This window comes from Cyclobacterium qasimii M12-11B, from assembly GCF_000427295.1.
Taxonomy (GTDB): domain Bacteria; phylum Bacteroidota; class Bacteroidia; order Cytophagales; family Cyclobacteriaceae; genus Cyclobacterium; species Cyclobacterium qasimii.
In genome coordinates this window covers 1-12,680 of sequence record NZ_ATNM01000144.1, presented here as the reverse complement: position 1 = coordinate 12,680, position 12,680 = coordinate 1, and the positions used below count along the sequence as shown (strand labels likewise).

The 12,680-nt window shown below is 39.6% G+C and carries 6 protein-coding genes; 1 reads left to right on the top strand and 5 read right to left on the bottom strand.

Annotated elements, in window-relative coordinates; genetic code table 11:
* The 5 genes from ADICYQ_RS18770 to ADICYQ_RS18750 form a co-directional block, all read right to left on the bottom strand.
* A partial coding sequence (locus tag ADICYQ_RS18770) for a heparinase II/III family protein (RefSeq protein WP_040417101.1) occupies positions 1–2,451 on the bottom strand: 2,451 nt, incomplete at its 3' end.
* 51 nt (positions 2,452–2,502) lie between these two features.
* A complete protein-coding gene (locus tag ADICYQ_RS18765) occupies positions 2,503–3,882 on the bottom strand; it encodes a neutral/alkaline non-lysosomal ceramidase N-terminal domain-containing protein (protein ID WP_020894029.1) in 1,380 nt (459 codons plus the stop codon).
* Entirely contained in the window at positions 3,879–5,285 is a 1,407-nt protein-coding gene (locus ADICYQ_RS18760; RefSeq protein ID WP_020894028.1) for a neutral/alkaline non-lysosomal ceramidase N-terminal domain-containing protein, read from the bottom strand. The genes ADICYQ_RS18765 and ADICYQ_RS18760 overlap by 4 nt, the downstream gene beginning before the upstream one ends.
* 383 nt (positions 5,286–5,668) lie before the next feature.
* The gene (locus ADICYQ_RS18755) at positions 5,669–7,426 is read right to left on the bottom strand and encodes a RagB/SusD family nutrient uptake outer membrane protein (RefSeq protein WP_051160285.1); all 1,758 of its coding nucleotides are present in this window, start codon (positions 7,424–7,426) and stop codon (positions 5,669–5,671) included.
* 27 nt (positions 7,427–7,453) lie between these two features.
* Positions 7,454–10,627: a SusC/RagA family TonB-linked outer membrane protein gene (locus ADICYQ_RS18750; RefSeq protein ID WP_020894025.1), complete on the bottom strand. Its 3,174-nt coding sequence runs from the start codon at positions 10,625–10,627 to the stop codon at positions 7,454–7,456.
* Positions 10,628–11,642: 1,015 nt separating this feature from the next.
* Between ADICYQ_RS18750 and ADICYQ_RS18745 the strand changes: the two genes are divergently transcribed.
* Entirely contained in the window at positions 11,643–12,524 is an 882-nt protein-coding gene (locus tag ADICYQ_RS18745) for an AraC family transcriptional regulator (RefSeq protein WP_020894024.1), read from the top strand.
* The last annotated feature ends 156 nt before the right edge of the window (positions 12,525–12,680 follow it).

Sequence of the window (12,680 nt, the reverse complement as noted above, 5' to 3'; positions counted from 1 at the left end):
AAACCCTTCAAAAACAGAGACAAAAGTCTGAAGTTTGCCTCCTTTTTTCCGCCTTACAAAATACGGCAAAGTAGCACCAATGTCTGCATTTTTCCAATCCTTTTGTCCCCAGCCATCGCCAACAAACATTTCTTCGCCTTCTTGCCCAAGCGACCATGCCCGAGTAGTCAATCCATTCTCATTTTTCCATTCGCTGCTCCAGGTTCCATTGCCATCGCTGGTTTTGATGTCCTCAAAATCATAAAGTGTCAATCCAGCCTTGGCCACTGGAGAGAGACCGTTTATTGTTAGCTGATTACTCGAAGCGTGGAAAACGTAATCCTGAATTTCACCGCCCTGTGCCCTAAAGAAATCCACCACATAGCTCTTACCGTTTCCATGATCTACCAAAACAGAGGTTCGCTTGTAAACCGAAGCCTGGGAATAAGCCGTAGAAGCCATTTCCATTACTTTCACCTTAGAAAAAGTTTTGAAAAGCAATACTTCTCCACCTCTATCCCTGCTAATTTGATTGTCCTCATCAATAAGCACAGTATTGTGTGCCAGGGCCCTGATATTATTAGGCTTCAATGGATGATCCCATAAATACCCCAAGTCTGAAAGCAAGGCAGTGCCTTTTTTCCAATAGTAAAGGTTGAGGCTGTCATTTTCATGGTGAACACCCCAGGGGCTTGCACTCAATAACAATAAGCTTTCCCTGCCATCAATCCCTGTTCTAAGGTGGCCAATTTGCAGATTTGGAGGGCACCAATCTGGGAGCGTCAAATCTGCTCCTTTTTCCTTTTCCAGGTTTGGTTTTCTGTAATACATGGAGAAAGACAAAGAACCATTGGGCTTGGTAAGGTCATAGGGAAGTCGGAGGACCGGCTCTACCTCACTGTCTGTAAATTCACTGTTAAAGCCGGGTGATCCACTGTGCATATGCAGTTCATTTCCACAAAGTTCTTTTAGCAAGGCGAGGTATTCCTTGTTTTCCGGATAATTGGCTACCATTAATTCCACATAAGCCACATCCAATTTGGTGCTTTCGAAGGAATCTGCATAGGGTGGGTAATTCAAATCTCCCTGCAAACCATTGTAAAAAGCCTCCCAAACCAATTTGTAATTGGTGTCATGGTAAAGGTCTAAATCATCTATTCGTTTCCCCGTCTCGTCCTTATAACCTGAGGGGTCTGAATATCCATGAGCAGCTTGCGCCATGTCCCATATCCCTCCCAAGGTCATCAGGCCATAAAATGGGGATTCACTGGTAGTGCCATCCGGTAAATACCAACCATCAACAGTCATGTTAAATCCTTCAAGTCCAAACCTGACCAAACCAGGATGCCCTACACACATTCCAACCAAGGCTACGGCGGTACGGTTACTCACCGATTTATTGTTTAATTTTTTGTCGCAAACCAGCAAAATGGTACTTTCAAGAAGCAGGTCTTTTTCTATTGTGCGTTTGTCTTTTTCAGTATAAAGAGGCGTTCCATTTGATTTTTTCGCCTGACAGGTGAGGTCATAGGCTGTGACAACTTTTCTCACAAAATCAGATTCCAAGCCTACTCCACTTGCCCTTCCTGCACTCCAAAACCCTGTCCAAAGATAATGGTCTGGCACATTGGGCGGAGGACACAACTCTGGCTCGGGCAATTTCATCATATTGAGTGCCGCCATTTTTGGATCCATGTCCGCAAATTCACCATATCCCACATGGACAAGCCAGCCCGGATAGCATTTGGCTAGCCGGAGTAGCATCTCTCTACAGGTGGCCGCATAAGTAATGTCTTCGGTAAGCAAATATCCTTCTGCCAGGGTTTTGCAAAATCCTGCTATCCATTGTACTTTCCTGGACCTTATATTGGCGGTAAAGCTAGGCCTACCCTCTTTGTATTTGAAGATCACAAAGGGATCTCCGCCACAATAAGTAAGTTTTTGAGTCTTCCCCCAAGTGGTCGTTAGGACTATTTCCTCAGGATATCCACTGTTAGGGAACACGGTGTCACACTCAGTACATTGGATTTCCTCTGGATTATCCACGTCCCAACTCCACAAGCCATGAGGATGAACCGGCAAGCCTTTGTCTCTACAAGAAGGACAAGGCGTCCAAAGCGGGTCACCTGGTGTTGTTTCTTCCACCATACTCTCTAAAAAGTCAGGTGTGATCTTGCCAATATGCTGCTTTATGATCTCATCAATCCGATCAAAATGAACCCTGGCCCAGTCGTAATTTTTAATATTCTCTTTAGCCGCTTTCAGGTTCTCTTCCTTGATTGTCAGGCAAGGATGATTGACTGAGTGGCGGTACTTTTCCCAATCGGACCAATCAAGCAATTGTTCCGTATCAGGGTAATCAAAAGGTTTGTACGGCGTAGAAGAGAGGGTAAAAGGGCTTAAATACATGCCCAAGCCCAAAAGTGTACTTTGTTTTATAAAGTCCCTTCTATTCGCTGTTTTATTGTCCATTATTACGGGGTAAAATTGCCTTCTATTGGATTAGGAATTAACTAAGAAACCTTAAAAATCAGCCATCATCTGGTTAATTCGGCTAAATATTTTTGTTTCCAGGGTTGGCTTCCAGGTGCCTGGATGACCAAAAGCGATTTGAGAAGTGGCTCCTTCGTAACCTCCTTCGTTCAACACTGTTCTGGTAGGAATATAAGCCATCACATCGTTTGAATAACCAAGGACAAACAATTCTTTCCCATACTGGGTTTTCAGCTTCACGGAGTAATCCACAACTGGCTCACCACCCAATGCAATCATGAATTGATTTCCTAATTTCCAAATCTGAATGGGGTAAGGGTAAGACGTATCAACATCATTGTTTTTGACCTTTTCATACATCATCTTGGCCCAGCGCTGGTAATGCCCACTGCTCTCCTTGATCATCTTTTCCAGGACTTCATTGGACGGTGGCTCATTTAATCCCAGCTCAACCTCTGTATAAGCTGTCTGTAAATGTGCTTCCAAAGGCTTCATTTCTTCTTCCAGCACACTTTCTACAGCGGCCGCCAATTCCTTTCCATACTTTCTGGCCAAAGGAATGGTTCTTCTTGGCAAAGGATTTTGATCGGCTCCTGCTCCTTGAAAAAACATGGCGGTAGCCTCAGGATATCTTTTTTCCAATTCAATCTGTGCAAAACCTGGATAATCTCCCGACCACTGTGTCACAGATAAAACGGTTGCATGGCAAGCGTAACCAAAGGTAATGGCCTTGATATTGTCTTCCATATCGGTAACTTTCAGTACCGGAACAGCATAATCATTGGGCCCAACCATATCGGATACTATATCAATGGCAGATTCTGTGTTGTTTCTTCGGTTTACCTGAAACCTGGCCACTCCATTCTCCGAATAAATCTTTGAGGGGGCCAATCCTTTCAACACTTCCCCTACCAATGCTACTATCTGTTCTTCCAACCATGCCGAATAATCAATGACCTTTTTTACCTCGCTTTCACTCAAAGGATACACATGGTACAGGTAATCTTTAAGCACAGGACCAGAATGGGAATGAGAAAAATTTAACAACACGGCAGCATCAGGAAGTGAGTAGCGTTTCTTTATTTCATCCTTAATTCTTCTGGACATGTCACGAGGCATGCCGGAAAGGTCACTTGTAATAAGAACCGCGGTATTCTTATCCGCATCCTGAATGGCAAGTGCTTTGGACCATATAGGGTGAATGGTACCTTCGGAAGGCCCCGTTCTTGAAGCAAATCCTGCCATCCACATGGGGACTTTAGGCGTAATGTCTACTTTTGCCACATTGGCTTTCCAATGCACTGCCGTATCCTGAGCGGATAAAAGGGAAGCGCTAAAAAGGCTGCTAACTATCAGTACCAAAATAGAAAGGTACTTTATGCCGTCTATATTTTTTTTGTTATTTCTCATGGCGCTACTAAGGGATAATCCACGGTTTTAATGCCTAAACTTTCTGCAAGCTTTACGGCCTCTGAAAGGATATTGTCTTCAATTGAAGCTGCCCATTGGGTGGTGAAAAGAGGAGACCTGTTTGCTTCATAGCCACCTTCTGCGAGGACTTTTTTGGTGGGGATATAGCCCATCACATCATTGGAATAGCCCATCACAATTATATCCGGGCCAAAAATCTTTTTCAGTTCCAGAGAATAACCAACAAGGAGTTCCCCTCCTAAGGCAAAAAGAGGTTGGTTGCCAATCTTCCATGCTTGTACAGGGTAAGGATAGGAATCTTTTATTTCTTTTCCTTTATCCAATCGGGCAATCCAAATTTTCGCATATTCTTTCAGGTAATCCGGATAACCTGGGATCACACCACTTATTATATCTTCCAGTTCCCCTTTGGTAGGGACAGCTTTGGCAAAGGTCAGGTCTATTTCTGAATAGGCCGTTGATAGTGTCCCTTCCAATACATTCATGTCTTCGTTTATAACTCGCTCTACGGCTGCTGCGAGCTCTTTGCCATACTGTTGAGCAAGTGGTGCAGACCTTCTAGGCAATGGGTTTTGATCGGCTCCTGCGCCTTGAAAAAACAAGGCGGTAGCTCCTGGGTAAAGCTTCTCCAGTTCTATCTGAGCGAAACCTGCATAGTCCCCTGATATTTGATAATCAGACAGGACAGTAGGATGGCAAGCATAGCCAAAAAGTATTGCTTTAAGGTTTCCTTTCAGGTCCTCTACTTTTATAACTGGAACAGCATAATCATTTGGACCTTTCAATTCAGTTTGGGCGTTTAATTGGGCTTCTTTGTTATTTCTCCTGTTGACCTGGAACCTGGTTACCCCATTTTCAGAAGACAGTTTTACCCGTTCTAGTGATTTGATGGCATAGCCCACCAAGTCCACTATTTCTCGCTCTACCCTGCTGGAGAATTGTTGGATTTTATTGTATTCGCTTTGACTAAGCTGGAATTCATATCTTGGATAATCGGTCTCAGGACCGGTATGGGTATGCGAACTGTTGAGGATTATTTGATCCCTTGAAAGACCATATTTGTCCTTCAGTTGGTCTCTTATATTATCAGACAAAAATTTTCTAAAGGCCAACAAATCAGTGGTCACTACCACAGCAAGTTTACCGTTAGGGTCTTCAATTGCCAGGGCTTTTGCCCAAACGGAATGCCTAACACCTTCAGATGGATGATTTCTCGCGGCATAGCCTCCCATCCAAATAGATTCCTTTGGGGTAATTTCCACGCTACCGACTCCTGCTTTCCAGGAGGAATTGTTTTGTTGTGAATGTGCCTCTTGGCCAAACAGCAAAATTGTTAATCCGAAAAAAATAAGGTGACAGGATCTTGGGAAGATTGTTTTCATGAGTCAATATTTAATGAAACGTATTTAATCGTTTTAAAACCTATTAAACAAAAGGGTTTTAATCCCCTTCTCCGTTGATGTTAACAAAAGGAAGACCTTCTATTTGATTTGGAGAGCAGCGCTCCTATAATCTGGTAGAAGATTGTAAGGCTAGGCTGATATTGAAATGATTTCATTGCCTAATAGAATGGTTATAAGGTGTTTTGGGTTTAAAATGCTTGAAAGTATAATTGTATCAAATTACTTCAGATAAAATTAGTCAGCAAAAAATAACATCTCTTTTTCCAATATTCCTGGTATTGAATATTGGTAATGATTCTAGTTGAAAGGGCTTGGTTAAAAAAAAATCCCCCTGCTAAAAACTTAACAGGGGGATTTTTCAATTATTCTATTACTTGCAAAGGTGCAACATTGTTTTCAGCACCCACATAACCTATATTTTGGTTAATGGTCCCTAAGGAGTTTGCTGTAATTACATTATTGTCAATAGGCCATAACACATGGAAAGGTGCTATTGCAGGTGTATTACCAATCACGATAGGCTTGATGGTATACATGATATTTTTTTCCATAACTCTATCATGCCACCAGTTTTTGTCTGAAAATCCATCAAGAGTATAACCTCCAAGGTTTTGAGAAGCCATGATATAAGATACCCTTACCATTTCTGAATGACGAGGTGTTTCAAGGAATAACTCTCTAGCTCTTTCGTCAAAGATGTATTCGATGGTAACATCAGATGCATCTATTGGTAGCGCATTGGCTCTTGTTCTAACCATGTTTATATCCGCTGCAGCTTCTGCCATTTGGTTTTTCCAATAGTAAGCTTCTGCACGAAGAAGATAAGTTTCAGCAAGTCTAAAGATATACCAGTCACCATTTCCACCCATAGGTACTGCCGTTGGGGATTGTTGTGGCACGTAGGTTTTATAAATAGGAAGTGGGAAATGCTTGTAAACTGAATCTTGAGGAGCAGTTAAAAAAGAAATGTCTACAGGTTTTCCAAAATCTACAGATTCAGGATTGTTATAAATCATTTCATGTTTGTCTACCCAGTTGATATCACTTCTTCTAAGGTCAGGAGTGTTTGTAAAATCAAACCCTTGCTCTTCCCAGATGTCATAGAAACTATAAGGAGTAGAAATCATATCTGGATTTCCTCTTCCTAAGGAATCATATCTTGGACCACTATCCAAAGTACCTCTTAGTCCCTGGCTATCTCTGATTGTAGAATGCCACCAAGAGCCATGGAAATGTCTCATTGTATATAATCCTGCGGTTTGAGCACCTGATGGAGCTTCAAATCTATCCACCATAGCCAAAATGGTTTCAGTATTTGCACCAATATTCCTGTTTCCTGGACGATGTAAATCCCAAATAATGTTTTTCTCAGCGATATCCGCTTCAGAACCAAATCGTTCTTCAACCAATGCATAATTGCCATTGATAACAGCAGAAGAAGAGGCAATAGCTTTATCAAATTCCATATTGGCAAGGTAAACCTTTGTCAATAAGTGATTAGCAGCACCTTTAGTAATTGCTCCTGGAACTGCAGTTTCTGGTAACGCTCCTACGGCATATTCCAAATCTGCTTGAATTTTATCAAGAATGGCCCAGCGGCTATGTGTTTGGTAATCCAATCTTACACCAGTTACCTCTTCACCTACAAATGGTACATCACCATAAGAATTAATTAACCAGTAATACCAGAAAGCCCTGTGCCACAAACTTTCAGCCAAAATGGCATTTCTCGTAGATTCATCATCCCATTCTATGTCATCAATTCTACTGATAACAACGTTGGCGTTTTTGATAAATTCAAAAGACTCCGTAAAAAGAGGTACAAAGGTATAGTAACGATCAAAGAAAGGAGTGGTTTGAAACCAGTCCATTTGAAAAGTTGGTGTACCTGCCTCAGAAGCAGACCATTCACCTACCATATAGTGTCTTCTACTACCCGTAACACCCTCAGTAAGGGCTTTTCTCATGGTAACCAAACCAGCTTCATAACCAGCTGCGTCTATATACGCATTCTCCGGTGCAAAAAAGGAGAGCGGTTTTTGTTCCAGTAAATCTTCTGAGCAGGAAAATGCCAGGCTACTTACCAGAAATAGGAACAAATATTGTTTTATATATTTCATATTATTTAAATCTTATTGGTCTAAACATTAAAGCGAAAGATTGATACCAGCAGAGAACGATTTTGGCATGGCAGTATTTCCTGATTCAGGATCATAACCTGGCCATTTAGTGAACGTCGCTAAGTTTCTTGCTGAAACAAATACTCTAATACTTTTTGTTTGCAATTTCTGCGCAAAATGCGAAGGCAAATTATAGGACAAAGAAACATCCTGAACCCTAAGGAAACTCATTGATTTAAACACTCTCAATCCACCACCATAAGCACCGTGTACTTCAGAAGTACGAGGATATTCAGTTTCGCCATTGGTAGGAGTCCAATAAGGAATGTTCATGATATTGATCCTGTCATAAGTTGAGGACTCATGAGTAGCATAAGTAAATTCTCCTACGTGACCCAAATCTGCTCTTAAGAATATAGATGCAGTGAAATCTTTAAGGAAAGTAAAATCATTCCTTAAACCTAAACGGTATCTAGGTCTTGTATATCCAATGAATTGTTTGTCAACCAAAGCGTCGTAAACACCATCATCATTAACATCTTCAGATTTATAATCACCTGGTTGCATATTGTATACTGCCGCTTCATCAGCTTCATCCAACTGCCATATTCCTTCTACATTATAATCCCATACTACATCAATTGCTTGACCTGGGAACCACTGATTGGTATAATCTGGTACCGCTCTGGTAACTGTTTCACCATCTACGATTACTTCTTCCATATCACCGAACAATTCTACAATTTCGTTTCTGTTCAAAGAGAATACAAAGTTGGATTTCCATAAAATGTCAGGACGATTTACATTGACTGTATTGATAGTCACATCCAAACCTTTGTTTCTCAATTCACCTAAATTGGCTGTAATACTTGAAAAACCTGTAATCTGAGGCAATTGACGGTTCATCAACAAATCTGTTGTTGTCATGTCATAGTATTCTGCAGAAACATCAATTCTATTTTCCAACAGTCCCAAGTCCAATCCAATATTATAAGAGGTAGTTTTTTCCCATCTTAATGTTTGGTTTGCCAATGTATTGTTGTACAATCCAAGTTGAACGTTTGTTCCATCGTAATACAAGTTGGTTCCGATTTGTGCCAAAGAAGAATAGATTCCGATGTCTCTATTTCCATTGACACCCCAAGAACCTCTAAGTTTCAATAAACTAACAGCAGTATTTTTAGGGAAGAATGCTTCTTCAGAAACGATCCAACCTAAAGCTACAGCAGGGAAAGTCGCAACGTTATTGTCTGCACCAAATGCTGAATAACCATCTCTTCTCACAGAGGTAGTCAACAAATACCTGTCTAAATAAGTATAGTTAAGTCTTGCCATGTAGGCATTTCCACCAGCCTGAGTATCATCAGTGTTCACCAATGGTCTAGACCCAAACTGAAGGCCATTAAATCCTAATGCTTGATTAGGTGAGAAAGTTTGGTTTTCTCCATAAGACTCAAATGTTTTCGTTTGTTCTGCATTGTAAAGAAGCGTTACATTAAAATTATGTTCGCCAATTTCTTTGTTCCAGCTTAAGATATTATCAACCATCCAAGCATTCAAAGAATAGTCGTTTCTAGTACCATAGCCATCCAATCTATCTCTTCCACCAATAATGGTTTCAGGTCCCCAGAAGTTGTAATTTTTCTGGAAGCTAAACCTTGGCTGGTAGGATAATTTATATTGAATTCCAAAAGGCAATTTGACATTTGCATAAATAGAAGCAAAAATCCCAGTTGTCTTATTGAGCCTTTCCTGATAAGTATTATTGATCAATGGATTTACAATGATCGGATATCCGTGAGGATACCAGCTTTGACTACCATCTTCGTCATATAATGTACTATAAGGACTAATAGAAGCAAAATTAGTACTTGCTGGAACTGAGCTATTGTCAGTATTAGAAAATTGTGTGTTGGTTCCTACATTTAACCAATCAGTTACTTTAAAGTCCAGGTTTATTCTTGAGCGAATGGCGCTAAAGTCATCACCTACCATGAAATTCTGGTTGTCTACATAACCCAAAGACCAGTAATACTGGAATTTATCATCACCACCACTAATACTCAAATCATAATCTTGTCTAACACCTTGACGAGTCGTTTGATCTAACCAGTCGGTTGTGTTTCCAGCAAGATACTGGTCGATTTCAGTATCGAAGAAGTTAAGTCTACTAAGGTATTCCTGCGTATTGTCTGGGTTAGAATTTCCATTTGCAGCTCTCCATTGGTCAATAGTAACACCACTAGATAAATTAGCAGGATCATCCCAGTAATAATCAGGGGTATCAGCTACTCCCAAAGTTCTGAAGAAATCTCTTCTGAAATCCTCATACTCAGCAGCATTTTTTGGCCTGAAATTCTGGTTTGTAATGGTATTGATACCAGTTTTTGCAGAGAAATTAATAGAAGGCTTACCTGATTCTCCTTTAATAGTAGTAATCATTACTACACCAGAAGCTGCTTTGGATCCAAATACAGCTGCAGAACTTGCATCTTTTAAGATATCAATAGACTCAATATCATTTGGATTGATATCAGAAAGTTCACCATAGAAAATAACCCCATCCACAACAATAAGAGGAGAGGTACCACCAGTAAGAGACGTTGGTCCCCTAACTTCCAGAGAACTACCACCAGAAGCTGAAGTTCCTTGGGTACCATAAAAACCAGCAACTGTACCTGCTAACATATCAGATACCTGAGTCAACGGTTGGTTTTTAAAGGTAGAAGCATTTACTCTTGTAACTGCTCCTGTCAAATCACTTTTCTTTTGAGTACCATAACCAACTACTACAACCTCGTTCAAATCTGTTGCGCTAGAGGCAAGACGAACGTCAATGGTAGTTTGGTTACCTACTTTGATTTCTTGGTTTAAGAAACCGATAAATGAATAAACCAAGGTAGCTTCACTACTTGGAACACTTATTGAATAACTTCCGTCAATATCTGTAATGGTACCGATACCGGAACCTTGCAAAAGAATATTAACGCCTGGTAATGTTTCACTGTTTGAAGCATCCATAACCACTCCCGTTACAGTAACTTCGTTCTGTGCTTGTGCACCTGAAACCCCTACAAAAGAGATTCCCATCAGTACCCAAAAACTAAAAGCCAATCCGCGCAATTTCCCTTTGCTAGGCAGGCTATAAGGTTTTGAAAAAGCATCAACTTGCTTTTTAAATTTGGTAAGAATTTTTATCATAACATTGAATTTTGGTTTGTGAATTACCTTTAAATCTTTGTACTGGGTTTAAACCAATAACAAGGACTTAGAGGAGCAAAGTGGATTAAGCCGGTTATTTTTTCATTAAATTATTGACCACATTTCATCTATTTATTAATTCGTGGTGTTTAAATACGCTTAAAAGTTATTACAATTATTTTTAATACTAATAAAACTAAAAAATTAAGTTTGTATTATTTTACACAAATGGTTAATAATTCAAGTAAATAGTGGGTCCATAATTGTATTTTTTGTAACAAAACCAAGTTTTATTTACACTTGCAAAACAATAGATCGGGTAATTATAGGAATATTAGTAGCAGAAAACCATAAAAGCCAAGTTTATGCTCATTATTGGTTAAAAAATTTGAAATTTATCAAAAACAGCCTTCATTTTAACAAACCTTAACTTCACCTAATGTCTACGAAATAGTTTATTAAAGAAATGTTCATTCCATTAAAGGCTACTTATTCTTCCCGATTTTTTTTAGTGCTTAGAGTACCTTTTTAAATTTCTGGCGCAACATGTTTTCACCATTTACTGAGAGGTGTACATAAAGGACATTTAGCAGCCTGTTTTATCCCCCCCTCTTCTCTATTGGTAATTACCTATTTTAAATCTCAAAACCCGAATCTCCCTACAGGTCTTTCATATTCATATTGTATGCTCTTAACCCCTATGCTCCTTTTTCTGAATTGCGGTATTCTTCAATCTAGGCAATGACGCAGGCCCAAAGTCAACTTCTTCTCACTCTTTTTCAGCTTTACAAATCCAAATGAAACAAATATAAATAATTACAACTATACAATAACCCAATCATTCGTTGGGCAAAACCAAATACTGACAGTGCATTAGGTTTCCTTTTGGAGGTTTTAAAGACAATAATACCAAAAGCAATTATTCTAAATACCGATTTACCCTTTCCACATAAAGAACCTTTTTTATTTACAGGTAATTTTCTAAATTAAAGGCTATTACCTTAACCCTCTAACCATGAAATGCAAAGAAATCAGATTACCACAGGACTTTGATAAATCCTTTATTGTTTTTAGGGAAAAAGGACAATATATCCCTTGTCCATGGCATTTTCACCCGGAATATGAGTTGGTACTGGTTTTAAAAAGTACTGGAAAGAGAATGGTAGGTGATCATATTGGCAATTTTCAAACCGGAGATTTGGTTTTGGTAGGGCCCTATTTGCCTCATGTTTGGTCAAATGACTCCATCTATGTCAATGGACAGGCCACAGAGGAGGCAGATGCATTGGTTATTCAATTTAAAGAGGACTTTTTAGGTGGTGAATTCCTCAACCTTCCTGAGATGGAACCCTTCAGAAACTTTCAAAAACTTTCTAGAAGAGGAATGTCCTTTTATGGAAAAGCAAAAGAACAAATCAATCCATTAATAACCGAAATGATCCACATGAATGGGATTCAAAGGTTATCCAATTTGCTCTCCATATTTAACATCCTAGCCCATACTGAGGAATACGAATTGCTGGCCAGCCCAGTTTATGTGGCACAATTGGATCCACCCAATACAGATAGGGTTTCAAAAGTTAAAAATTATATACTGAACAATTTTAACCGAGACATCAGCCTGGCAGAGGTTGCCTCAATAGCCAATATGGCAGTTTCCACTTTTTGCATTTTCTTTAAAGACCAATACAGAATTACATTTGTGGAGTATTTAAATTCAATTCGGATTGGGCATGCCTGCAAATTGTTGATGGAGCAGAATGACAGCATCCTGGAAGTGGCCTATAAAAGCGGCTTTAATAACCTGGCCAACTTCAACCGACAATTCAAAAAATTTAAAACCATGACCCCTACTCAATTCAAGAAAATAATAAATGAGACCGAAATGGCCTCCTAAATAGATTCCCAATAAATATTGTACGAAGAGTCGCGGAGCCGCAAAGAAATTCAAAAATAAAAAAACAATCCAAAGGGTACCTTTTCAATAAAAGGCCTCCCTATTCCCTTTGCGTCTTAGCGCCTTTGCGAGAATCAAGAATCTGAAAATAACTTA